We start from the raw sequence: 26,220 nt of genomic DNA, 5'->3' as shown, positions 1-26,220 counted from the left end.
AATAAAATAAGAAACTTATGGCAACACCTCCGTTTAAGTATCAGCCCATGTTTGAAAAGGGAAAAGATACAACTGAGTATTATCTGCTTACAAAAGACTATGTATCAGTAAGCGAGTTTGAAGGAAATCCTATCCTGAAAATTGAGAAAGAAGGTTTGACTGCGATGGCTAATGCAGCTTTTCGTGATGTATCATTCATGCTTCGTCGTTCGCACAACGAACAAGTTGCTAAGATTCTGAGTGATCCGGAAGCAAGTGAAAACGATAAGTATGTGGCATTGACTTTCCTGCGTAACGCGGAAGTTGCTTCAAAAGGTGTACTTCCTTTCTGTCAGGACACTGGTACTGCTATTATCCATGGTGAAAAAGGACAGCAGGTATGGACTGGATATTCTGATGAAGAAGCGCTTTCACTGGGCGTATATAAAACATACACTGAAGAGAACCTGCGTTATTCACAGAATGCGCCTTTGAATATGTATGATGAGGTAAATACAAAATGTAACCTCCCTGCACAGATTGACATCGAAGCTACCGAAGGTATGGAATACGAATTCCTTTGCGTAACAAAAGGTGGTGGTTCTGCCAACAAGACATATTTGTATCAGGAAACAAAAGCGATCCTGAATCCCGGTACACTGGTTCCATTCCTGGTTGAAAAAATGAAAACATTGGGAACAGCCGCTTGCCCTCCTTATCATATCGCTTTCGTGATCGGTGGAACTTCTGCTGAAAAGAACTTATTGACAGTGAAGCTGGCTTCTACTCATTTCTATGATAACTTGCCGACTACTGGAAACGAATATGGCCGTGCATTCCGCGACATCGAACTGGAAAAAGAAGTTTTGGCAGAAGCTCACAAAATTGGATTGGGCGCGCAATTCGGAGGTAAATATCTTGCTCATGACGTACGCATCATCCGTTTGCCTCGTCACGGTGCTTCTTGTCCGGTAGGCTTGGGAGTATCTTGCTCTGCCGACCGTAACATCAAATGTAAAATCAATAAGGAAGGTATCTGGATTGAGAAACTGGATTCAAATCCGGGCGAACTTATTCCTGTAGAACTGCGTCAAGCAGGTGAAGGTGATGTTGTAAAGATCGACCTGAACCGTCCGATGCCTGAAATCCTGAAAGAGCTGACTAAATATCCGGTAGCTACTCGTCTGTCATTGAACGGAACGATCATCGTAGGTCGTGACATCGCCCATGCTAAACTGAAAGAACGTTTGGATCGCGGCGAAGACTTGCCACAATATATTAAGGATCATCCTATTTATTATGCAGGTCCGGCAAAAACTCCGGAAGGCATGGCTTGTGGTTCTATGGGTCCTACTACAGCAGGACGTATGGACTCTTATGTAGAACTGTTCCAAAGTCATGGCGGCAGCATGGTCATGTTGGCAAAAGGTAACCGTAGCCAGCAAGTGACAGATGCTTGTAAGAAATATGGTGGTTTCTATCTTGGCTCTATCGGAGGTCCGGCAGCTATCCTTGCACAGAATAACATCAAGAGCATCGAATGTGTGGAATATCCGGAATTGGGTATGGAAGCCATCTGGAAAATTGAAGTAGAAAACTTCCCTGCATTTATCTTGGTGGATGATAAGGGTAATGACTTCTTCAAACAGTTGAAACCGTGGAATTGCACAAAATAACCGGTTTTAACCTGTTGGGATAAAACTTTAAGAAGAGGCTAAATGCCCTGAATTTATAAAATCCCCTCACTCTGCAATGTAGTGAGGGGATTTCATCTTTTGAGGACTTAAAGACTTTCCGGATATTTATTTTTGTAGTGTAGATATCAGCCTTTCATCATTTGTGATTACTTGTTCTGTTCTTTTTTCCATTTTTCATATCTCTTCAATACCTTACTACCATCTTTGTTATACCAACTATAACCATTCCGGCGCTCATGCCCGATTTCCGATATATCATATTTTTTAATGCCGTCACGGTCGCAGAAAAAAGGCCGATTCGTTTCCAGTTCATAAAAACGTGCCCAGAGAGTTGGACAGTCTTCACAGGGAACCATACGATAGTCTTTTTTACCTTCACCGTTAGTGAAATATTCCTTCTGTATTCCTTTTATTTTAGACTTTTGGAACCATTTGATTGCTCCTTCTATGGATTTTACAATGTCTGTGGATGGATTAGGAAGTGACATCAACAGCAATACAATATTGTCCGACTCTTGTCCGCTTAGTGACGGAAGTTCATAAGCACGTGCTTTGCAGGGTTCCAAAGTGACACGGTCGTGTTGGGCGCACCATACTGTTAATTCACCATTTTGGCACACCTGCGTTTTGAGTATACACTCTATACCTTTGTTGAATGCATTGCGTGCTTGTTCGCAGATATTGTCAGGAAGAAAAGTATATGGAGCTTTCTTTTCGTATATGCTCCGAAGTTGATTCATGACTCTTACCATTGCATTGTCATTGTAGGTGATTTGTACATAATAACCTTTGGGACGTGGATAAAATTGAGGCCATCCTCCGTTTTCATACTGCGATTTGAGCAGATATTGAATACCGTTCAGCACTCCTTCTTTATATTTCTCTTTCTGTGTAGCCAGATAAAGTCGTGCCAGATATTCTATTTCTGTCGTGGTGGCATTGTTGTCGATTGTGCTTTGGTTGATATCCTCTTTGGCTTTTAGTGCCGCTTTATATTCCTGTTCTGTCAGTTCTGCCGGCATATAGATATTTTTTGGCCATCCTCCGGTGATTTGCTGATACAGTAACACGTTGTCACCAATGCGTTGGGCTTCTTCCGTCTTGAAGAAATCGTCGTCAAATTTAGGAGCGATGTGTACCCATTCTTTGTAATTTTGTTGTTTTCTGTAGTCTGTTGCTTTTTGGGCTGAGGCGTTTGTCAGGATAAAAAGTAGCAGTAAGAAAAGACCTGGTTTTCTCATGGCTTTATTATTTAATGTTTTTATAGTATGCAAATGTATGAAGAAAGAAAAATACTGATATGTAATAACTGTTTTTTATAGAGTAAAAATTGGGTTAACCCTCCCGATAAGAAGATTAACCCAATCAAAAAATAAATGGAAACTACTTCCTTATTCTAGATATTTCGTAATCTTTCCGCTGATTTGTAACAGGGATATTTCGCAAAGTTTCGTATTATATTCAGCAGAGAGGATGCGTTCCTCTGCATCTAACAAACTTTTTTGTGCTTCACGCACTTCAAAACCGGAGAGGTCTCCCTGTATATAACGGTCCATGGCAATATCGTGATTATCTTTGGCGGTTATCAGGTTTTGACGTTCCAGATTCAGCAATTGAAGATTGTTGCGATAGGCTTGCCATAGGTTACTGAGATCAGAGCGAAGTGCTAATTCCAAGTCCTGTCGTTCCAGGCGACGATTCTTGAAAGCCAGACTTGCATTTCTCTTTTCGCGGCGACGATTACCGTCGAAGATATTAAAACCGACAGTTATTCCGGCATTGAAGCCCAGTTCACCTCTTCTGCTGTTTGCATTGATGTCATACTTGTTGAACGTATATCCATATCCGGTATTTAATTTGAGATATGGATAGTTGCGTGAGTTTATTTTCTTGTAGTCCAATTGGGCAAGTACTGTGTTTTGATCGGCCTTGAGCAAAGAAGCATTGGTTGCTAACGTAGAATTCCACAAATCATCAAATTGCAAGTCGCTGTGTACGTCGATAGTGGAGTCTTTGATAATAATGTTTTGATTGACATTGTTGTTAGCCATCAGTTCATTCAACTGGATGCGTGAAGAATGTAGCAATTCCTGTTGTTTGATGTATTGGGCACTGTCTGCATTGAAATCCACCTTTGCCTGCTGATAATCCAGCCCTGAAAACTTACCGACCAGGTGACTAGCCTCGGCTATGCGCAAGCGCTCTTTGGAAAGTGACATTGCATAATGAAAGTTTTTCAGACGAATCTTCTGCTGGATAAAATTATAGTATTCGGAAGTCAGGGCAGCGATAAAATCTTCAATGGCAATACGCGTGTTGGTTTCCCCCTGACGTTCCAGCTCTTTCAACTGTTTGTAGGTGGTACTGATATTGAATCCGTCGAAAATAGTCCAGTTGAGGTTAAGACCGACATTAACTGTCTGATCGTAGACTCCGTTGTTCTTTGTTATTTCTCCGGTAGCACGCGCCTTGGTCTCAATATTGTCCAGGTTTCCGGTATATCCGGCAGAGAAGTCCAGTGTAGGCAGGTAACCTGCATTTCCCAACGTTGCGTTGTTTTTGCTGATCTGCTCTTCGTTATGGATGATACGTAAAGAGTAATTGTTTTGCAATCCTTCTTCCAGACACTCCTTGAGAGTGAGAACTTGTGCCTTTGCAAAAGAGACTGATAAGAAGGCACATGCAATGGTGATATAAATGATGCGTTTCATGCAAATTCCTTTCTGTTTCATTCTTGTAGTTTTTTGATTCGGTTAGTCGAAATGTAACTGTAAATAGCCGGTACAATGTACATCGTAAGCAGAGTGGATACGACCATACCACCCACTACCGCCGTACCCATGGCAATACGCTGGTTACAACCTTCTCCGGTGGCAAATGCCAGCGGGATAAGTCCCAAAACCGTAGAGGCACTTGTCATCAGAATCGGACGGAGGCGTTGAAGGGCAGCATCTTTGATGGCGCTCATTTTATCCTCTCCGGCTTCCTGTTTCTGATTGGCAAATTCTACAATAAGAATACCGTTCTTCGCCACCAGACCGATCAGCATGATAATACCGATCTGACTGAAAATATTCATCGTAATATCTCCGAAATACATGAAGACCAAAGCTCCGGCAATAGCCAGCGGCACTGTCAACATGATAATCAATGGATCTTTGAAACTTTCAAACTGGGCTGCCAGAATCAGGTAAATCAAAAGGATAGCCAGGATAAAGGCGAACATCAGACTGGAGGAACTTTCACGATATTCTTTCGAGTCTCCCGACAGGGCAGTGCGGAAAGTATCGTCCAGTGTTTCCTTGGCAATCTTATCCATCTCGTCCAAACCTTGCCCGATTGTTTTTCCATCTGCCAATCCTGCAGAAATCGTAGCTGACACAAAACGGTTATAGCGATATAACTTTGGAGGAGCAATACCGCTTTCCAACTCAATCAAGTTATCCAACTGAATCATATCCCCACTGTTGCTACGAACGTAAATTGCTTTCAAGTCAGCCGGCTTGTTTCGTTGCTGGCGGTTGATTTCACCAAGAATCTCATATTGCTTACCGTTCATATAGAAATATCCCATACGCTGACCGCTCAATCCATATTGCAGCGTTTGAGCAATATTTTTGGTACTTACTCCCATAATACTGGACTTGTCGCGGTTGATCTGGATACGTGCTTCCGGCTTACTGAACTTCAAATCGACGTCCGCCATCTGGAAGACAGGATTCTCATATACTTTAGCCATAAACTTAGGCAGTACTTCTTCCAACTTTTCCAAATTGGTAGCCTGAAGTACATATTGAACAGGCATACTTCCACGACGTCCACCAAAAGAAGACTGTTGTTGCACGAATGAACGCGCCATCGTTTTCTTCTGCACCGCTTTCGAAATCTTCTCGGCAACTTCCATCTGTGTGTAGTTACGGTCTTTCATGTCATGCAATGTGATACGCACGTTTCCGCTACCACTAGATACACGGGCAGTCACTGATTCCGCATCAGGAAGAATGGAGTCTACCAGCTGATTGATATCTTCCGTATAATCCCGGATATATTCATAAGTGACACCTTCTGCTCCTCGTGTATTGATACTGATTTGCGAACGGTCTTCAAGTGGAGCCATTTCCGCAGGAACTGCATTCCATAGAATACCAATCAGGCAAATCGTGATGAAAGTAAATGGGAGAGCGATCCAGCGTTTGCCGAGGAAAGCGGCAAGTGACCGACTGTATAGCCGGTTCATTCCTTCAAAGAATGGTTCTGTTTTGGCATAGAACCAACTCTGCTTTTCCCGTTTTATGAGCAATTTCGTTGCCAGCATCGGTGTGAAAGTCAATGCGGCAAATGAGGAAATAATAACCGAACCGGAAATTACGATACTGAACTCACGGAACAGTCGTCCCGTCATTCCGTCCATAAAGACGATCGGGAAGAATACCGCTACCAGTGTGATAGTCGTTGAAATAACGGCAAAGAAAATTTCTTTGGCTCCTTCTATGCCCGCTTCTTTCGGAGCCATTCCTTTCTCAATACGGATGTATATATTTTCCGTCATAACGATGGCATCATCTACCACCAGTCCCACCGATAGTACGATGGCGAGCATGGAAAGCACATTGATGGAGAATCCGGCCAGATACATGACGAAGAATGCACCGATAAGGGAGACAGGAATTACGATACAAGGCACCAATGTAACGCGCCAGTCACGCAGGAAGAGGAAGATAATGATAATTACGAGTACAAAAGCCTCATACACCGTTGACTTTACCTCATTGATAGACGCACGGATAAACTTGGTATTATCAAAACCGTAGTTATAGTGTACGTCTTCCGGCAAGTCCTTTTTCATCTGTTCCATACGCTGGTATACCGCATCCGCAATCTCAATATGGTTGGCTCCCGGCTGTGGAATAACAACGACACCTACCATCGGAACACCGTTCATTTTCATATAACTCTTGATGTCGGCAGGTCCCAGTTCGGCACGTCCGATATCGCTGAAACGGACAATACGGTTATTCTCTTCTTTGATAATCAAATCATTGAATTCATCTGCGGTATGCATCAATCCCAGTGTTCGGATAGTCAGCTCGGTGGTATTTCCTTCGATACTACCGGAAGGAAGTTCCACATTCTCATTGTCTACGGCGTTTTTAACGTCGATAGGAGTGATTCCGTAGCCGGCCATTTTAACCGGGTCGAGCCAGAGACGCATGGAGTAACGCTTTTCTCCCCAGATAGATACACTACTTACATCGGAAATGGTCTGTAACTGTTCTTTTACAGTCAAGTCCGCTATTTCACTTAATTCCAACAGGGAACGTTTATCACTTTGAAGAGCAACCATCAGGATCGGTTGGGCATCGGCATCCGCTTTTGAGACAGTCGGAGGGTCACAGTCGCGAGGCAGATAACGTTGGGCACGTGAAACCTTGTCACGCACGTCGTTGGCTGCTGTTTCCAAATCGACGGACAACTCAAATTCTACTGTAATACGGCTTTGTCCCTGTTGACTCACACTGGACAAAGAACGGATACCGGGAATACCGTTGATATTCTGTTCCAACGGTTCGGTTATCTGATTCTCGATAACATCGGCATTAGCTCCCGGATAAGAGCAACTGACAGAAATGATCGGATTATCCACTGACGGATATTCGCGGACACCCAGATAGTTGTATCCGATGAATCCGAAAAGGAGGATAATGATCGTTAATACTGTGGCTAATACCGGGCGACGTATACTTAATTCGGAGATGTTCATTGATTTATGATTTCTGATTTCTGAATTATGATTTCTGAGTTATGGATTGAAGATTTCTGATTTTTGAATTATGATTTCTGATTTCTGAATGTTTGCTGTATTTTGCTGACTTATAAATCATAAATTATTTGGCTTATAAATCATAAATCAGAATTCATAAATCATAAATTCTCATTCTTCAATATTGTCAAGTGTTACGGCGAGTCCGGTACGGAGTTGCAATGTTCCTGAAGTGATGATTGTGTCTCCTACGTGCAATCCTCTAATCACTTGCACTTCAGATGCGGTGCGGATACCAGTAATGATATCCACCGGTTCGGCCTTTCCTGATTTATACAGATAGACTTTATCTTTACCCATTTCCGGCACAATTGCTTCCGTTGGGATGGCTATTGCATTAGGTATTTCATCCTTTTTCAACAGTACACTGGCATAACGGCCGGGAAGTAGGGTGCGATTGACATTCGGGTATAATGCACGGGCGGTAAATTGATGCAGATTCGGATCGATGGCAGATTCTACAGCGTATACCTGTGCGCCAAAAGCATCCAATGTTCCTTCAACGCTGAAATTGAGATTGGTACCCTTTTTGATTTGCTTGGCATAACGTTCCGGAACGGAAAATTCAACCTTCAGTGGAGCGATTTTTGTCAGCTTGGCAACGACTGTGGTCGGAGACGCATACGTACCGATACTGACTTGGCGAAGTCCGATCACTCCGTCAAACGGAGCACGTAGCTCTGTCAGTTCAATATTAGCTTTGATAATTTCTATATCGGCATTCAGAGTTGCTAAATCCGTTTTCACCTGTTCGTAGGCTTCTTTACTGACAGCATCCCGTTTCAATAAAGCATCCTGGCGGAATACACGGTCTTCTGCCAGTTTCAATTGCGAAATCAACCTTTGCAATTGTGCCTGCAACTGTCTGTCATTCACTTTGGCTAGTAATTGGCCTTTCTTTACGGCTGTTCCTTCTTCAAAGTTGATTTCTACAATCTTTCCCGACGTTTCGAAAGACAAATCCACTTCTTCATCGGGCAGAAGTACACCGGTAGTGGTGAATTCATCTGTCAGAGATTGCGGTTTTATGACCTTGGCATTTACATTTAAAACTTGTTTCCCTCTTTTTTTATTACCGCCCATCACTTTGTCGGCGGCTGCTAGTTCGTCGTTTTTTTTCGGTAATTGTGAGTAGATTCCTCCACCGATAATCCCGGCACCAACAAGAATAATGATGCCCCATTTAGTCTTCTTATTCATGGTTTAGTATTGTATATGGCAATTATAATATAATCTTTGAAGATTAGACTTTCCCTGACTGGAAAGGTTTAATCTGTAAATGATAGAAAAAAAGTTAATGCATCTTTTTCAATTTAATAAGCTCATACACTTAAGGGAACTATTCTTTTATGGCATATAGAAGGGTGGTTGATATGACTTTCCCTTTTTTAGTGATAGTTTCTGATTTTACCAGCCCAATATTTTTGGCATACCAATCTATTGAATATTCGGTTTCTGAAATGAACATGACTTTTCCTTTTTGTTCCGTGTAGATTTTAATGCAATCAAAATCTCCCGCAGGAGTATGTATGGTTTCACGTCCTTTATATTTTCCTTTTAGAGAAGCTTTCATAGTCATTGGTCCTGATTTTTGCAAGAAATTACACTGTGGTATATCATCTCCATTCTGAACATGATCCTTTAAAGGTATGCTAATTCGTCCTTCTGCATATATGTTCTTAGAATATTTCTGATATTCATATTCTGATTTACCATCCAAAAGGATAACTTCGGTCATATCTTGACTCTTATGATAAATATAGAATAACCTGTTGATACCACTTTTTATACTTAGAGAATCATAGTGCTCTCCGAAAGCATCTTCTCTTATGATTAAGCGATCACCTTTATCAACCACGTCTGCGATGCACATAGTATCTTTCAGTGTTTTTCCTTCCTTTACTTCGGTTGTTACATAGTAAGCAGTTCTTCCTTTTTTAATACTGCAATATTGTGCATGTGCGGAAATTATGTATAAAATGAAACATAATAAAACTAAGATTTTTTTCATATTGTTTTTTTGTGTGTACTATTATAACTATAAGTGTGAACAGCATTGGTTTTATAAGCACGCTGCTCGCATTTTTTCTAATAAGCAGCCCGATATTTTCCTTCCTCTTTATCTTCCAACATATTGAGATAAGAGGTATAACGGGATTCGCTGATGAGGTGCTCTTCCACTGCTTTGCGTACGGCACATCCCGGTTCATGACGATGTGTACAGTTGCCATATTTGCAGTCGGCGGAGGTTTTGAATATTTCGGGAAAATAATGTCCGATCTCTTCTTCTTCCATATCAAATGTGCCGAAGCCCTTGATACCCGGAGTATCGATGATATAGCCATCTCCTTCCACAGGGAACATTTCGGAGAAAGTAGTAGTATGCATTCCTTTGTTGTGGTAGGAAGAAATTTCGCCGGTCTTGGTTTCTATGCCCGGCAGTATGGAATTGATAAGAGTCGATTTGCCGACTCCCGAATGTCCGGAAAATAAAGTAATCTTGCCTTCCAGTGCTTTTTTGATTTCAGCCACTCCAGTGCCGTTCTTTGCGGAAACTTTGAAGCAAGGGTAGCCGATTTGTGTGTATAAGTTGATAAGGGCGTCCAGATAGCGGAGCTCATCTTCGTCGTAAGCATCTACCTTATTAAATACCAGTTTGACAGGGACGCGATAGGCCTCTGCGGATGCAAGAAAGCGATCAATAAAAATAGTGGAAGTTTCCGGATAATTGATGGTTACCACCAACATACATTGGTCGAGATTGGCAGCAAGGATATGAGATTGTTTGGAAAGATTGGATGAACGGCGGATGATGTAGTTCTTTCTATCTTCTATTTCACTGATAAAAGCAGTGCCTTCCTGATTAAGTATAATTCGGACACGATCACCCACTGCAACAGGATTAGTACTGCGAATCCCTTTCAATCGGAAATTCCCTTTGATTTTACATTCAATAGATTGTCCGTCATCGGTTTTCACCTGATACCAACTACCCGTGTTTTTGATTACTAATCCTTTCATATAAATTATAAATTAAAAATGAAGAATGAAGAATTCAGGCTGTGTTTCAACTGAATAATACAGCATTATAATTCCTCATTCTTCATTCTTAATTCTTCATTATTTTTTAGACGGTCATAATTTCTTTATCCTTTTCAGCCAGCATATCATCGATTTGTTTGATATACTTATCATGGATTTTTTGCAGTTTGGCTTCCGCATTCTTCTGCTCGTCTTCTGCCAATCCGTCTTTTACGGCCTTTTTCAGTGCGTCGATGCCGTCACGACGCGCGTTGCGTACGCTTACTTTAGCCGTTTCGCCTTCTCCTTTACACTGTTTTGCCAGTTGTTTACGACGTTCTTCCGTCAGGGGAGGGATGCCGATACGGATCATTTCTCCATTGTTTTCGGGCATGATACCGAGGTCAGAGTCGATAATTGCTTTTTCGATGACACGGAACATGCTTTTATCCCAAGGCTTGATCACGATACTGCGGGCGTCCGGAGTAGTAATTGCTGCTACATTGCTGATAGGTACCATACTTCCGTAAGAATCTACGCGGATACCATCTAATAAGCGTGCACTCGCTTTTCCGGCGCGGATATGTGCCAGTGCTTCTTCCAGATACATGATGGCCATATCCATCTTTTCTTGTGCATTTTCAAGGCAAGTCTTTACGTCTACCATATTTTTTGAGATTTAAAATTGCATTTTGATTGATTAAGTAGCAAAAGTATATTATTTTTTGTTCATCTGCAACAGCATACCCATCTTTTTTATGAGTGACTTGCCAATGATAATCAGGGTAACGGCGGTGATAATCATTAAAATACCCATCATTAAGCGGGGAGTCAGTTTTTCGTGAAACAGGAGAACACCGAAGAATAAAGCTGTCACTGGTTCCAGAGCACCCAATATTGCTGTTGGTGTAGAGCCTATATAATGAATGGCCAGTGCGGTACAGACCAGTGATACGGCAGTTGGCAGGATGGCGAGTGATAATACATCGGCCCAGAGCCAGGCAGACGGTATTACTTGTAGTTCCGTACAAAAATTTAAACGGACGATATAAACCGATAGTCCGAATAAAATGGCATAGAAGGTAAGTTTCGTGGTCGGCAGGTTTTTCAATGTCGAACGGTTTACACCTACTATATATATAGCATAAGAGAGAGAAGACAACAGAACAAAGATAATTCCCAAAGTCGATAGCGGTTTGTTGCCGTCTCCCTGATAAAGCAAGGCAATGCCTGAAAGTGCCAGCAGGATGGAGAAAACGGTAATGGCGGAAATCTTTTCCTTGAAGAATATTCCCATGATGACAGCTACCATCACCGGATAAACAAACAGAATCGTAGAAGCAATTCCGGCATCCATATAATTATAACTCATAAACAAAAGCAGTGATGAAAAAGAGAATAACAATCCCATAATGACTAAGGGCAAAACGTCTGCCTTATGAAGTGCAAAAGACTGGTGCTGCATTTTCATCAGAATACCCAATACGATTGTCGCAAAGAAGTACCGGTAGAATAAAACGGTATCGACACTCATTCCGGCTGCATAGAGCGGAAGTGCAAAAAGAGGATTCATACCGTAGCTCGCAGCGGCAATCGCTCCATAGATAAAACCTTTGGTTTTGTTAGTCATTGTTTTGCTTTTTTTAATGGCGTGCAAAAGTACGCAGTTCACCAATGATAAACAAGTGTTTAGGCGGTTGATAGTATAATTTAATCTTTCGTATGCTAAAAACTATTTCTTGGTAAAGAGATAACTAATCTTGTTTATGCATAAAATTAATCGTCTGACTATAGTCGAACTTGCGTCTGACTACTGTTAAACTTACGTCTGACTATAGTTGAACTTTCGTCTGACTATAGTCAGACGAAAAAGAATTAACTGTCAGATGATTAATTTTATTCGGTAGGGAGATTAGTTATACGCCTCCCGAGTAATAGTCTGCAGGCAATAGGCAATCAGGTTTTTGAATAAACACTTGCATATATCTTGGATTTTCCCGAATATTGCATCTGAATTATCGAAAAACACAGATGACCAAAGCTAAATTTCTTGTTGTTTATTGCCTGTTCATATCGGGACTTTGTTGCATGGCAAATGTGACGAAGGATATCAATATGCGCTTTAAGGACGTAAGGCAGGGACTTTCTCATCAAACAGTCAATTGTTTCTATCAGGATGAATTCGGATTTTTGTGGATCGGCACTCAAGACGGGCTGAATCGATTTGACGGACGTAAGTTTGAAGTATTCAAACCGGATAACGCTAATCCTTATTCCATCAATATCAATAATATCAGGCAGGTTTGCGGAAATAAAGCCGGATTGCTCTTTATTCGCAGTTTGCAGAGCGTGACTCTTTATGATATGCGTTTGAATCGTTTTAGGGTGTTGCGTGAAGGAGAAGTTGCGGGAATCTGTTATGCGCACGATGCATTATGGATAGCTACCGGAAAGGAAATCTACCGTTATCGCAACCTCGACCAGGCGCCCGAGTTATTCTTTTCATTTCCTTCGGATGAGGAGGATGTATTGATGAACAGTCTCATGGTTCGTCAGAATCAGACAGTGGTGGTGGGTACTTCTTCGAAAGGTGTATACTGCATCGACCAGTCTGCACATATCACCCGGCGTATGGATGTGGGAGCTGTCAATTCAATAACAGAAGATAGAAACGGGAGTATCTGGATAGCTACCAGAAACAGAGGGCTCATACGGTTGGATGAAGATGGAACACTTACTCATTTCAAGCATAATAAGGTAGCTGAAAATACGATTAACCATAATAATGTGCGTCATGTGACGCAAGCTAATGATAGTCTCCTGTATATCGGAACCTATGCCGGTTTGCAGACTTTAAACCTGTTTACCGGAGAGTTTACAGATTATGAATATGACTTGAATGTGGAGGCGGCCGATATACGTTCCATTATTTCGATGCATTACGACACTTCGGGGACTTTATGGTTGGGGACTTTCTATCAGGGAATCCAATATTATAATGTAGCGAATGATGCTTTCCATTTTTACCGCTCGTCTACGGCTGTTGGCGGTCATTTGAATTCTTATATTATCAGTTCCATTGCCGAAGACCGTTCCGGCCGGATCTGGTTTGCAAGTGAAGGAAGCGGGTTGAACTATTATGATAAACATACCAAACGCTTTTTCCCTTTAAAAAAGGTCTATTCTCAAGAGCTTTCTTTTAAGATAGTGAAGTCTCTTTATTATGAGAAAGAGCCGGATTATCTTTGGGTAGCTTCTCTTTATCAGGGAATCAACCGGATTAATCTGTCGACCGGACATATAGAATCTATCTCGGAAAACATCTATACTCCGGAAGGAAAAACAGTTGTTGACAGAGCCTATAATCTGGTGAAAATGATAGAGTTTGCCGGCCACGATTCTTTATTGATAGCTGCCAAGGGAGGATTGCTTGTATTGGATAAAAAACACCTTCGACTTCATCATTTCGAACACCCTTCGTTGGCTGCCAAACATCTGTCGCAGGTTTGGGATATGACGTTTGACAAAGACGGGGATCTATGGCTGACTACCTCTTTTGATCTGATACGAGTCAACCTCAAAGCGGGCATTGCCCATAGTTATCCTTTCTCCCAAATAGCGCAGAGTACAGCGCAGCATCACATCAACCACATTTTATGTGATAAGAAAGGACGTATATGGCTGGGATCGACAGGCTCGGGAATTTATCTATTTGATAAGAAGACAGATTCTTTTGTGGGATACGGAGCGAAACAGGGATTGGAAAATGGATTTATAACCGGATTGGTGGAGAGTCCTTTGGATGGTTCTATCTATGTGGCAACCAATGGTGGTTTCTCTAAATTCAACCTGGCAACGACTACATTCGAGAACTATAACAGACAGAGTGATTTTCCCTTGAATAATATAAATGACGGAGGGCTGTATATTGCGTCCGACCACGATATTTACGTGTGTGGTCTGGCGGGTATTGTCTCTATCGCCCAGGAAAAGCTGAACAAACAGTCTGTTGACTATGATGTGTTTGTAAAACGGGTGCTTGTGGATAATACGGAAATACAACCGCTTGATTCGTTGGGGCTTATCAAAGAAACCGTATTGTATGAACATCGGTTAGTATTGCCGCCCAGATATTCTTCCGTCACTTTTGAGATAGCAAGTAACACCCTGAATAATATTTCTAATATCGGTCTGGAATATAAACTTGAAGGCTTTGACAACGAATATATGAAGGCGGGCGATAATACGATGATTACCTATACCAATCTTCATCCGGGGCATTATACTTTCCATGTCCGTGGCGACCAGGTGGGCGTTCACGGTCGGGAAGCACCTTCCGTTAGTTTTGAGCTGATAGTGGAGGCTCCGGTTTATCAGCGGGCATGGTTTATTTTGTTGATGGTGCTGGCAGCTATCCTTATTGCCGGCTATATTATCCGTATGTTCTGGATACGAAAAACCTTGCGGCACTCTTTATTGGCCGAGAAACGGGAAAAAGAGTATATCGAAAGTGTGAACCAGTCCAAACTGCGTTTCTTTACCAATGTATCGCATGAATTCCGTACTCCGTTAACACTTATATCCAGCCAGCTCGAAATGCTCCTGATGCATAAGGACATTATTCCTGAAGTATATAATAAGATTCTGGATATTTATAAAAATTCCCGCCGGATGAATAACCTCGTGGATGAAGTCATTGATATCCGCAAGCAGGATCAGGGATACTTGAAACTAAAGATTTCTAAAGAGAATATTGTGGCGGTGATAGAGGAAATTTGTGGCTCTTTCTATAGTTATGCCCAACTGAATAAGATAGATCTCCGCTTTTCTTCCACTCTGAAAGAAGCAGATTTGTATATTGACAAAACACAGATAGAGAAAGTATTCTATAATTTATTGTCCAACGCTTTTAAGTATACGAAGCCTGGTGACTGGATTTCTGTTGAGCTGTCAGCGGAAGGAGATAATGACATTGTGATTTCAGTCAACAACCTGGGGGTAGGCATTGATAAATCCAAGATCAAACATGTATTTGAACGGTTTTGGCAGGATGATTCGGCAACAACCACACGAACTGTCAAAGGATCGGGCATTGGATTGGCGATGGCGAAAGGAATTGTAGAGTTGCATCAGGGAACCATCGGAGTGGAAAGCGAACCGAATGGAGTTACCTCTTTTACCGTTACTCTCCACCGGGATGCGAATATGAATATGGAAGCCTCTTCCTCCGCAGACGAGCACGTTGCCGAACATTATATAATAGAGCCTCAAGAAATCTCGGAAATGGTGAAGCCGGATAAAACGGTGAAAATACTGATTGTAGAAGATAACCCGGAAATGCGTAAAGTATTGACGCAGATTTTTGAACAGATATATGAGGTATATACGGCTGCCGATGGGCAGGAAGGATTGGAACGGGCTTCTTCGCTCCAACCGCAGATGATTGTAAGTGACATCATGATGCCTGTCATGTCCGGACTGGAAATGTGCGAGAAGTTGAAAAGTAATTTGCAGACCAGCCATATACCTGTTGTCTTGCTGACAGCCCGCAACCGGGAAGAACATACTTTGGAAGGCTTGCAGACAGGTGCGGATGATTATATCTCCAAACCTTTTAATATCAAGATATTGGTAGCCCGGTGCAACAATATCATTCAGACTCGTAAACTACTTCAACAACGGTTTGTTCGAAACGACGAACCTAAAGTGGAAGACCTTCCGTTTAATCCGATCGATAAAAAGATGTTGATGGATGCTACGGCGATTGTGGAATCTTATATTGATAACCCAGACTTTGACGTAGCTACTTTTGCACGAGAAATGTGTATGAGCAGAACGTTGCTTTTCACCAAATTGAAAGCATTGACCGGACAGACCCCGAATGACTTTATTTTATCTTTGAGACTGAAAAAAGCAACAGAAAAATTGCGGAATGACCCCAATGCCCTGATTGCTGATATAGCATTTGATTACGGTTTTTCTAATCCAAGTTATTTTATCCGGTGTTTTAAAAATGCTTATGATATTACTCCGGCTGCTTATAGACGGAAATATGCAAACTCTTAATTTATAGTGTTTTAGGTGCTTTCTACCTGACGAGATTTGTACTATTTGAACTTTTATACGGACGATTCTATTATTCGAAATCATTAATAATTGGGATTTTTGCGCTGTAATCATTCAAATTATTACATAGTATGAAAAACATCGTAATTAAATGGGCTGTGTTCCTGACAGCCTTTCTTATCTCTTTAGAGGTTAGTGCTCAAAACGTCAGAGTTTCTGGAGTGGTGACAGACGCACTTGGACCGATCCCCGGAGTTAATATCATGGAGGAGGGGACTACTAACGGTACAGTGACGGATGTAAATGGAAAATATTCAATCAGTGTATCGGCTAAATCTACCCTTGTTTTTTCTTGTATAGGATATAAGGAACAAAAAATACGTGTCGGTACGAAAACGGTACTGAATGTGAATATGGTGGAAGAGTCGAAAATGCTCGATGAATTGGTGGTTGTCGGTTATGGAGTTCAGCGTAAGAGTGATGTGGCCACTTCGGTAGCTTCGGTCAAAGCGGATGAAATGAAAACATTTCCCGCCGGAAATGTGGCTGACATGTTACGTGGACGTGCCGCAGGTGTGAATGTAACGAGTAGTTCCGGACGACCGGGATCGACTCCTTCGATTACCATTCGTGGTTCCCGTTCTATCAGTGCAGACAATGCACCTTTATATATTATAGATGGTTCTCCTTCCAGTGCAACAGAGTTCAGTACGTTGAGTGCGGATGATATTGAATCGGTTGAAATCCTGAAAGATGCTGCGTCACAGGCTATTTATGGTGCACGTGCCAGTGACGGTGTGGTACTGGTGACTACCAAGCGTGGTAAAGCCGGAAAAGTGGAAGTCAACTATAATGGCTATTTGGGTATTCAATCTCTCTGGAGAAATTTCGATTTCTACTCTCCCGAAGAATATATGCAGCTTCGTCGTGAAGCAAAGGCGCATGATAAAGGAATAATTGATGCGCGTGAGATTTCTATAGCCGAAGCGTTGGAAGACGAGGTGATGCAGCGGGTATGGGCCAGTGGAAAGTTTATCGACTGGGAAAAAGAAATGTTCAGAAATGCAATCTATCATAATCACGACGTCAGTGTACGTGGAGGAACAGAAAAAATCAAAGTATCGGCAGGTGCCAACTACTTTGACCAACAAGGAATGGTGGTTACCGGATCGGGATATCAGAAGTTTTCTTTAAGACTGAATCTGGACTTTGAAATAGCCAAATGGATTAGTTTCGGTATCAATTCTTCTTATGCGATGACAAAACAAGATCGTGAGGATGGTAACTTTAATGATTTTATTACCAGTTCTCCATTGGCGGAGATATATGATGCGGATGGCAAGTATACAAAATATATCAACTCGGAAGGAAATTATAATCCTTTGTACCGTGCCGAACATTATGGACGTGAAGTAACCCGTGATAATTACCGTCTGAACTTTTTTATGGATGTGAAACCTTTCAAGGGATTCAATTATCGTCTGAATACTTCTGTTTATAATCAGACGTCTGAAGACGGTTCTTATAAAGATTCCCAATATCCGGGAGGCGGAGGAACGGCCGTTCTTGACGAATCGCGTACACAGAACTGGCTGGTTGAGAATATTGTGACCTATAAAGTGCCTATCCGCAACAAGAAACACCAGTTGACATTGACCGGCGTTCAGTCTGTCGACCATAATGGTTCGAAGTCTGTCGGGTACTCGGTTGAGAATCTTCCGGTGGATAAAGACTGGAACTTCATTTCTCAAGGTGAGTTTACAGGCAAGCCTCGTCGTCAGTTTAATGAAAATAACTTGGTGTCTTTCATGGCTCGGGCGCAATATTCGCTTTTAGATCGTTATTTGTTGAACGTGGCTATCCGCCGTGACGGTTCCAGCCGTTTCGGAAAAGAAAATAAATGGGGAACTTTCCCGTCGGCAGCTTTTGCCTGGCGTGTCAATCAGGAGAGTTTCCTAAAAGATGTGTCGTGGATTGATAACCTGAAATTGCGTGTGAGTTATGGTATTGTAGGTAATCAGAACGGTATCGGCAATTATACTACTTTGGGACTGGCTGATAATAAAGGATATGAGTTTGGAAATGTTTTTCAAATGGGATATTTGCCGGGCAAGGAACTGTCTAATCCAAACCTGAAATGGGAACAGTCTGCAACAGCTAACTTTGGTGTTGACTTTAGTTTCTTCAATGGGCGTCTGAATGGTACGGTTGAGTATTATAATACTCATACGAAGGATTTGTTGGTGAAACGTTCCCTGAATGCGTCACTCGGATATACTACCATGCTAGATAATCTGGGAAAGACGAAATCCAGTGGTATCGATCTTTCTTTAAATGGTGACGTGGTACGTACAAAGGAGTTTACCTGGACACTCGGAACTAATTTCAGCATGTATAAGAATGAAATTGTCCGTATTGACGATACTCTTGATGAGAACGGGAAACCGGCAAGTCAGGTAGCACAGGGGTGGATTATCGGAGAACCGATCAATGTATACTATGATTATCTGATAGATGGAATTTTTCAGTATGATGATTTTGATATCACTCGTGATGGTACGGGAAATCTGGTTTATACACTGAAAAACACCTATGATAGTGATAATGACGGTGTGGCCGACAGTCCGATTAATTACGGTGGCGCTATTGAACCGGGAATGGTCAAGGTGCGTGATAACAACGGGGATGGAAAGATTACAGCTGATGACAGGGTACCTATCCGTAAAGATCCGAAGTTTACACTCTCCCTTTCTTCTACATGGAACTGGAAAGGATTTGACTTGTTCATGGACTGGTATGGAGTTTCCGGCAGAAAGATTAAGAACGGTTATTTGTACGAGTATAATTCCGGTGGTTCTTTACGTGGAAAATTGAATGGGGTGAAGGTGGATTATTGGACTCCGTTCAATCCTTCGAACAAATTCCCACGTCCTTCTTATAGTGCGGACCCTGCATATTTGAGTGCCATTGCCATTCAGGATGCTTCTTATATCCGTTTACGCACCTTACAACTGGGATATACTTTCCCCACCCGACTATTGAAGAATACTCCGATTCATAAATTACGATTGTATGCAACTGCTACTAACTTGCTGACATTAACGGAGTTTAAATCTTATAGTCCCGAACTGACTCCAGGGTCTTATCCGGAGTCCAGACAATATGTGTTTGGTGTCAATGTTTCATTCTAAAATAAAGAATCCTTATGAAAAAGTTAATATATACAGCCTTTGTCATTTGCGGAATGTTGACCGCTTCCTGCTCGGATTTATTAAATCTGGAATCAAAAACAGACGTGACGAATAATTATCTGTTCACTACTCCCGAAGGGTTGAATACTGCCGTTACAGGATTGTATTCCTTGGCACGTGAATTGCCGGGTGGAGCGGATAATAACGAATCTAATCTGTACATCGTTACCATGTGTGACTTTAATACGGATATTGCCATACTTAGAGCAGGTGTTTCTACCTCAATCGGACGTTTGAATACAAGTTTTACTCCAAGTACTGGAGATGTCAATAAGTTCTGGAAACATCACTATGGGATTATCGGAAAAGCAAATGAAATTATTGTAGCGGCAGAAGCCTTGGGACTGGATGACAGCGATGTATTGCACGCATGGAGTGAAGCGAAATTCTTCAGAGGACGGAGCTATTTTGAACTTTGGAAACGCTTTGACCGCCTTTATCTGAATGTCACTCCAACCACTGTCGATAATCTGAAACGGGAGTATAAACCGGCTTCTCATGAAGAACTGATGACACTGATGACGACTGATTTGGACGATGCAATGAAAGGTCTGGACTGGTCACTTCCTCAAAATAACGGAAATGTATTGTATGGACGGGTAACGAAAGCGACTGCCAAACATGTCCGTGCACAGGTTGCCATGTGGGAATCGGATTGGGATACAGCCATTGAGGAATGTGAAGACATCTTTAAACAGGAGGGCATCTACTCGATGGAAAAGAAGGCCGAGAATGTATTTAATAGCGCAGATTTGAAATCCCCGGAAGTGTTGTGGAGTTTCCAATATTCACAAAACTTGGGTGGAGGAGGTTCCGGAACTCCGGTTGCCGGACATCGTATCTCTATTCAGACCACTACCCGAATCAATAAAATTGCAGGTTGTATCAATACGGCCGATCAGGGTGGATATGGTTGGGGACGTATTTATCCGAATACCTATTTATTGAGTTTGTATGATCAGGCTAAAGATACACGATACAATGAATTGTTCGTACACCGTTTCAAATACAATGATCCTAATTCTCCTAAATATGGAGAATTGATTCCCCTAGCGAAAAGTTCCAGTTATTGTGAGACGTTGCATTTCATGTCGAAAAAATACTTTGATCAGTGGACTATGGCCGATAATCCGGACCGGACAACGGGATTCAAGGATTTGATTGTCTATCGACTGGCTGAAACTTACTTAATGGCGGCAGAAGCGTATATGCGCCGTGACGGAGGGATGAGCACGGATGCTCTGCGCTGTTACAATAAAACATGGGAACGTGCCGGGAATGACAAATTTGCGGGACCTCTGACGCAAGATATTCTTTTGGATGAATATGCCCGTGAACTGAACTTCGAGGGAGTCCGCTGGCCTTTATTGAAACGTTTGGGGCTTTTGGGTGAAAGGGTGAAAGCGCATTATGGCGAGACAAAAGCTGAAAATCCTTATTTAGATAAAGATTATGCGGAATGTCGTACCAGTTTTGTAGTTGGAAAGCACGAATGTTGGCCTATCCCACAGGAGCAGATTGACTTGATGGGGAAAGAGAATTTTCCGCAGAATGAGAATTGGTATTAAGCGATTGATTATCTGTAAAACATGAATGAGTATGAAAAGAATAATATATCTGTTATTGATTTTAAATCTGGGGCTGCTTTCCTGTGTCGATGATGCGTCGGTACGTGTGATGCCTGAATTTAATTGTAAAGATACAAAAGTAAACCTGGCAAAAGCGGCGGGTTCTTCCGTCACATCGCTATTATATACTAATGTCGGTCAGGTTGTTGCTCAATATCAAGCGGAGTGGCTTTCTGTAGATGTAAACGCTAAAAGTGTAATATACACTGCCTTGACGCAGAATGACGGTGAGGATGCAAGGAGTACTGTCGTGAAACTGACTTGCGGTTCATATACAGTGGAAGTGACGGTTACACAGGATTCCAAAGAACCGGACCTTTCTTTGAAGGTAGGACAAAGTGTAGATGATGGTATCGGTATGATTTTCTGGGTGGATCCTTCGGACAAGATGGTAGGAAAAGCTGTATCTGTAAAACGTCAGGGAGGAAATCCTTTTGAGGCCTCTGTGATGTCTCATAATGCGCTTTCTACAGTGAATGGATATGCCAATACGGCTTTGTTTACTGCTCCTGCTGCAAATGATGCAGTGGCATACTGTCAGTCGCTGGGTGAGGGATGGTATCTGCCTGCACGTGATGAGTTATGGGAGTTGTTTGATGTTTACAACGGTATTGGACATGCTGACCCGGATTTTGCTTCGGTTGTACCTGATAAGTTGACGGAAGTTGAAAAAGCGGCACGTGCGGCATTTGATAAGATGTTGACCGATTTGCAGGGTGATGTAATAAACGAGGCTGCCGGTTCGGGCAATGGGGAAAGCTATTGGTCGAGTACGGAAAATGCAGCAGGGGATAAGGCTTATTGGGTACGTTTCGGAAAGTCTGGTGCTGATGCAGGAAATAAAACAGCTACCAACCGTTTTGTGAGATGTATGCGCACAATTGGTGATTATACTTATCCTGAAGAGCCGGCAACTCTGACGGTGGCTCCCAATCCTGTGACATTGGAAGGTGCTAACGAAGCGGAAGCAAATGTTACGTTGACATCCAATAAGAGTGTATTCAGCGTAGTGTTGGCAGATGATTCCTGGCTTTCATATACTATTTCAGGTACTACAGTTACGTTCAAGGCAAAATCAAAAAATACCACTGGTAATATTCGTACGACAATTGCTACAATAACAGCCGGTACTGGCGCAGCCGCAAAAGCAGTGGAGGTAACGGTGAATCAAAATGTAGCTGCCGAGGGAGACGCTTCCCTCGAATTGAGTACCAATGCGGTGACTATTACTCCTGATGCGGTAGCAAAATCAGAGGTAATTACAATGATTTCTGATGAGACGGAATTTGCAATAAATATCACTGATGAATCTTGGGTGAAAGCGTATGTTGATGTAACAAGTAAAACTCTTTATTTTTGGACATTATCTCCCAATCTGAATAGTTCTAGCCGGGTAACGACTGCTACGGTAATAGCCGGAAGCGGAGCGAATGCGCCTAAACAAGAGGTTACGATTACACAGAGAGGACTTTTAAGTTCCGAGTTTGCGGTGGGACAGGTAATTGCGGATAATGGATCGTTGAAAGGAGGCATTGTTTTCTGGGTAGATGCAACTAATCGTGGTAAGGCTAAGATTATGTCGTTGGACAGAGAGAATTTGGCATGGTCTACAGCAGGCTCTCCGGCTTCTACTGGTTTGACTTTATCTAATGATAACGGTTTGGCAAATACTACTGCCTTGGCAGCATTGCCGAATGCAGCGGAAATGCCTGCTCTTAAATATTGCATGGATAAAGGTTCCGGATGGTATTGGCCTACAAGATCGGATCTGGAACAGATGTTTGAAACCTATAATGGGACTAAAGTAGCAGATGCGACGGAGGATAATCCGAATGCGATTACTGATTTTGAGAAAGCAAATCGTGCGGCATGGGATCTGATAGTTACTAATGTAGGAGGAACTGCTATGAATACGGCAGCGGCTTCTTCTACCGGAGATTCTTATTGGGCTAGTCGTGAAACGTCAAGTGGTACAAATGCATTTTATGTACGTTTTGGAAAACCGCTTGCTTGGGATAAAGCAAATGGGAAAAAGTCTGGGGCAAGATATATTCGCGCAGTCCGTTCAATCTCGAAATAATGGTATTAGGTATGTATAAGGTATATAGAAAAATAATCTTAGCCTGCTTGTTATTGATTGTTGCCAGCACGGTCTGCGGTCAGCGTGTGACGCAAACGATCAACGATGGTTGGAAGTTCTCCCTCTTTGAGGGAGACGCGTCCACTGCTGACTTTGATGTGTCCGGTTGGACTGACGTTTCCATTCCTCATACTTGGAATTCAAAAGATGCAGAAGATGAAATCCCCGGTTATTTCCGGGGAAAAGGCTGGTACAGGAAAGCCGTGACAGTGGAGGAACTGATTGCAGGTCAAAGAGTTTATCTTTGTTTTGAAGGAGCCAATCAGGAGACAAATGTATTTGTGAATGGAAAGTTGGTAGGGAATCATAAAGGTGGTTATTCTGCTTTTACGTTTGATGTGACTGACTATGTTCATACCGGACGCAATTTGGTGGCAGTGAGTGTTGACAACTCTTATAATCCGGATATTGCTCCTCTTTCGGCGGATTTCACTTTCTTCGGCGGACTTTATCGGGATGTTTATCTGGTGTATACTTCGCCCGTGCAACTGTCTACCACTCATTATGCTTCCAGTGGAGTATATCTCAAAACTGTTGGGATAACAGATGCTCAAGCAGAAGTGTGTGCAAAAACATTCTTGTCCAATGCTTTGAAAAGTAATCAGGCATTGATTCTTGAAACGGAGATTTTGGATACAGACGGCAATAGAGTGGCATTTTCCGCAAAGAAAGTGAATGTGAAGGCAGGAGAGAAGAATGTAGCCTTTGAAGCGTTGATGACTATTGCGCAACCCAAACGGTGGGATGTTGATTCTCCTTATTTATATAAGGTGTATAGCCGTTTGAAGAATAAAAAGGGAGAAGTTCTCGATTGCGTTGTTAATCCGCTGGGAATCCGTGAATATCATTTTGATGCGGAGAAAGGTTTTTTCCTGAACGGGAAATATCGGAAATTGATTGGTACCAGCCGGCATCAGGATTACAAAGGAATGGGGAATGCCTTGCGGGATGAAATGCATATCCGGGATATACAGTTGAGTAAGGATATGGGAAGTAATTTCCTGCGAGTGGCTCATTATCCGCAAGATCCGGTTGTGATGCAGATGTGTGATAAGTTGGGGCTGTTGACTTCGGTTGAAATTCCGATTGTAAATGCCATTACTCAAAGTAGGGCGTTTATGGACAACTGTGTGGAACAGGCTACGGAAATGGTTTGTCAGAACTATAATTATCCGTCTGTCATCATTTGGGGTTACATGAATGAAGTGCTTTTGCGTCCTCCCTTTAATCCTGACAACAAGAAAGAACGGGCGGAATATATGAAGTTTCTTCATCAAATAGCTTCGGCTGTTGAGGCGCAGATCAGAAGTCTGGACTCGGAACGCTATACCATGTTGCCTTGTCATTCTGCTTCCCAAATCTATCAGGAAGCAGGGATTACTGAATTGCCGATGTTATTGGGATTTAATCTTTATAATGGATGGTATGGTGGTAATTTGGGCGGATTTGAAGAGAAACTGGAAGAACTTCACAAGGAGTTTCCTCATAAACCGTTGCTTATTACCGAATATGGGGCGGATGTAGATACTCGTATTCACTCTTTTTCGCCGGTGCGGTTTGATTTTAGTTGTGAGTTCGGCTCTGTCTATCATGAACATTATTTGCCTGAAATTCTAAAAAGGGATTATATCGTGGGGGCTATGGTCTGGAATTTGAATGATTTTTATTCCGAAGCCAGAAGAAATGCTATGCCTCATGTGAACAATAAAGGGTTGGTAAGTACGGATAGAGAACGTAAGGACGGATATTATCTTTATCAGGCTTATCTGAAAGAGTCACCTGTCCTGCATATTGCTTCTAAATCTTGGAAGAATAGGGCAGGAGCCAGTCGGGATGGAAAGAGTTGTACGCAACCGCTGAAAGTTTATACTAACGCGGATAAGGTGGAGGTCTTTTTGAATGGAAAATGTTTGGGAGTATATCCGGTAGCAGATAAGGTGGTTTCCGTGGACATTCCTTTTGTAAACGGAAAGAATGTGGTGGATGCTGTGATTGAAAAGGAGGGACGTGAATATCGTGACCAGTATGTCTGTGATTTTAAATGTGTCAATGTGAAGAATGGCTTTACGGAAATCAATGTACTACTGGGTGCTCGACGCTATTTTGAGGACCGGATAGCAGAGATGTGCTGGATACCCGAACAGGCTTATGCAGAAGGTTCATGGGGATATATTGGTGGGGAAGTGGCTCCGAACAAAACTCGTTATGGCTCTTTGCCTGCCAGCGATACAGATATACTGGGGACGGATCAGGATCCTATCTTCCAGACACAGCGAGTAGGTATTGAAGCTTTTAAGGCAGATGTACCGGATGGTGTTTATGCTGTATATTTATATTGGACAGAACTTACTTCTGAAAATAAAAGAGAGGCTTTGGTGTATAATTTAGGAAATGATGTGGTGAGGGAGGACTATATTAACCGGGTATTTTCTGTGGATATAAATGGAGTATCTGTTGCCAAACAACTGAATATTGCAGAAGAATACGGTTCCGAACGTGCGGTTATTAAGAAATATATTGTTCCGGTTTCACAAGGAAAGGGGCTTGTCGTTCGTTTTGGAGCGGTGGAGTCTGTGCCCATTTTAAATGCAATACGAATCGTAAAAGAATATTAGAT

At 42.2% G+C, this 26,220-nt stretch carries 14 protein-coding genes; 6 read left to right on the top strand and 8 right to left on the bottom strand.

The window, feature by feature from the left end; all coding sequences use genetic code 11:
• Window positions 1-17 precede the first annotated feature (17 nt).
• Window positions 18-1,655, top strand: coding sequence for a fumarate hydratase (locus tag INE92_RS14790; RefSeq protein ID WP_004299191.1), 1,638 nt, complete (start codon window positions 18-20; stop codon window positions 1,653-1,655).
• A gap of 167 nt (window positions 1,656-1,822) precedes the next feature.
• On the opposite strand, the gene pelA is transcribed toward INE92_RS14790, so the two are convergent.
• The 8 genes from pelA to INE92_RS14750 form a co-directional block, all read right to left on the bottom strand.
• The gene (gene pelA / locus INE92_RS14785) at window positions 1,823-2,917 is read right to left on the bottom strand and encodes a pectate lyase (protein ID WP_074705865.1); all 1,095 of its coding nucleotides are present in this window, start codon (window positions 2,915-2,917) and stop codon (window positions 1,823-1,825) included.
• A 150-nt stretch (window positions 2,918-3,067) separates the two neighbouring features.
• Window positions 3,068-4,408, bottom strand: coding sequence for a TolC family protein (locus INE92_RS14780; RefSeq protein ID WP_004306530.1), 1,341 nt, complete (start codon window positions 4,406-4,408; stop codon window positions 3,068-3,070).
• Complete coding sequence (locus tag INE92_RS14775; RefSeq protein ID WP_004326257.1) at window positions 4,405-7,437, bottom strand: efflux RND transporter permease subunit; 3,033 nt, start codon at window positions 7,435-7,437, stop codon at window positions 4,405-4,407. Before INE92_RS14775 ends, INE92_RS14780 begins: the two co-directional genes overlap by 4 nt.
• Window positions 7,438-7,608: 171 nt before the next feature.
• Window positions 7,609-8,697, bottom strand: coding sequence for an efflux RND transporter periplasmic adaptor subunit (locus INE92_RS14770; RefSeq protein WP_004299195.1), 1,089 nt, complete (start codon window positions 8,695-8,697; stop codon window positions 7,609-7,611).
• Window positions 8,698-8,836: 139 nt separating this feature from the next.
• Window positions 8,837-9,508, bottom strand: coding sequence for a TapB family protein (locus INE92_RS14765; protein ID WP_004299196.1), 672 nt, complete (start codon window positions 9,506-9,508; stop codon window positions 8,837-8,839).
• A gap of 77 nt (window positions 9,509-9,585) precedes the next feature.
• Window positions 9,586-10,518, bottom strand: a complete 933-nt coding sequence (gene rsgA, locus INE92_RS14760; RefSeq protein ID WP_008770689.1) for a ribosome small subunit-dependent GTPase A — start codon at window positions 10,516-10,518, stop codon at window positions 9,586-9,588.
• Window positions 10,519-10,624: 106 nt separating this feature from the next.
• Window positions 10,625-11,185, bottom strand: coding sequence for a ribosome recycling factor (frr, locus tag INE92_RS14755; protein ID WP_008650070.1), 561 nt, complete (start codon window positions 11,183-11,185; stop codon window positions 10,625-10,627).
• A gap of 51 nt (window positions 11,186-11,236) precedes the next feature.
• Window positions 11,237-12,148: an EamA family transporter gene (locus tag INE92_RS14750; RefSeq protein WP_004299199.1), complete on the bottom strand. Its 912-nt coding sequence runs from the start codon at window positions 12,146-12,148 to the stop codon at window positions 11,237-11,239.
• Between the two features lie 401 nt (window positions 12,149-12,549).
• On the opposite strand from INE92_RS14750, the gene INE92_RS14745 reads away from it, so the two are divergent.
• From INE92_RS14745 to INE92_RS14725, 5 genes are all read left to right on the top strand, one after another.
• Complete coding sequence (locus INE92_RS14745) at window positions 12,550-16,584, top strand: hybrid sensor histidine kinase/response regulator transcription factor (RefSeq protein WP_211421174.1); 4,035 nt, start codon at window positions 12,550-12,552, stop codon at window positions 16,582-16,584.
• Window positions 16,585-16,715: 131 nt separating this feature from the next.
• Entirely contained in the window at window positions 16,716-19,775 is a 3,060-nt protein-coding gene (locus tag INE92_RS14740; protein WP_211421173.1) for a SusC/RagA family TonB-linked outer membrane protein, read from the top strand.
• Window positions 19,776-19,789: 14 nt separating this feature from the next.
• Window positions 19,790-21,403, top strand: coding sequence for a RagB/SusD family nutrient uptake outer membrane protein (locus INE92_RS14735; RefSeq protein ID WP_087320666.1), 1,614 nt, complete (start codon window positions 19,790-19,792; stop codon window positions 21,401-21,403).
• Window positions 21,404-21,428: 25 nt separating this feature from the next.
• Complete coding sequence (locus INE92_RS14730; RefSeq protein WP_211421172.1) at window positions 21,429-23,543, top strand: BACON domain-containing protein; 2,115 nt, start codon at window positions 21,429-21,431, stop codon at window positions 23,541-23,543.
• Window positions 23,544-23,554: 11 nt separating this feature from the next.
• The gene (locus INE92_RS14725; protein WP_211421171.1) at window positions 23,555-26,218 is read left to right on the top strand and encodes a glycoside hydrolase family 2 TIM barrel-domain containing protein; all 2,664 of its coding nucleotides are present in this window, start codon (window positions 23,555-23,557) and stop codon (window positions 26,216-26,218) included.
• The last annotated feature ends 2 nt before the right edge of the window (window positions 26,219-26,220 follow it).

This window comes from Bacteroides xylanisolvens (assembly GCF_018289135.1).
Taxonomy (GTDB): Bacteria; Bacteroidota; Bacteroidia; order Bacteroidales; family Bacteroidaceae; genus Bacteroides; species Bacteroides xylanisolvens.
This window is presented reverse-complemented; position numbering and strand designations above follow the sequence as displayed.

Excerpts from the sequence above, each read along its gene's own strand:
- INE92_RS14775 (WP_004326257.1), bottom strand. The coding sequence starts at position 7,437 with ATGAACATCTCCGAATTAAGTATACGTCGCCCGGTATTAGCCACAGTA.
- INE92_RS14730 (WP_211421172.1), top strand. The coding sequence starts at position 21,429 with ATGAGTATGAAAAGAATAATATATCTGTTATTGATTTTAAATCTGGGG.
- INE92_RS14725 (WP_211421171.1), top strand. The coding sequence starts at position 23,555 with ATGTATAAGGTATATAGAAAAATAATCTTAGCCTGCTTGTTATTGATT.
- INE92_RS14740 (WP_211421173.1), top strand. The coding sequence starts at position 16,716 with ATGAAAAACATCGTAATTAAATGGGCTGTGTTCCTGACAGCCTTTCTT.
- INE92_RS14750 (WP_004299199.1), bottom strand. The coding sequence starts at position 12,148 with ATGACTAACAAAACCAAAGGTTTTATCTATGGAGCGATTGCCGCTGCG.
- rsgA (WP_008770689.1), bottom strand. The coding sequence starts at position 10,518 with ATGAAAGGATTAGTAATCAAAAACACGGGTAGTTGGTATCAGGTGAAA.
- INE92_RS14780 (WP_004306530.1), bottom strand. The coding sequence starts at position 4,408 with ATGAAACAGAAAGGAATTTGCATGAAACGCATCATTTATATCACCATT.
- pelA (WP_074705865.1), bottom strand. The coding sequence starts at position 2,917 with ATGAGAAAACCAGGTCTTTTCTTACTGCTACTTTTTATCCTGACAAAC.
- INE92_RS14770 (WP_004299195.1), bottom strand. The coding sequence starts at position 8,697 with ATGAATAAGAAGACTAAATGGGGCATCATTATTCTTGTTGGTGCCGGG.
- INE92_RS14735 (WP_087320666.1), top strand. The coding sequence starts at position 19,790 with ATGAAAAAGTTAATATATACAGCCTTTGTCATTTGCGGAATGTTGACC.
- INE92_RS14745 (WP_211421174.1), top strand. The coding sequence starts at position 12,550 with ATGACCAAAGCTAAATTTCTTGTTGTTTATTGCCTGTTCATATCGGGA.
- INE92_RS14765 (WP_004299196.1), bottom strand. The coding sequence starts at position 9,508 with ATGAAAAAAATCTTAGTTTTATTATGTTTCATTTTATACATAATTTCC.
- INE92_RS14790 (WP_004299191.1), top strand. The coding sequence starts at position 18 with ATGGCAACACCTCCGTTTAAGTATCAGCCCATGTTTGAAAAGGGAAAA.
- frr (WP_008650070.1), bottom strand. The coding sequence starts at position 11,185 with ATGGTAGACGTAAAGACTTGCCTTGAAAATGCACAAGAAAAGATGGAT.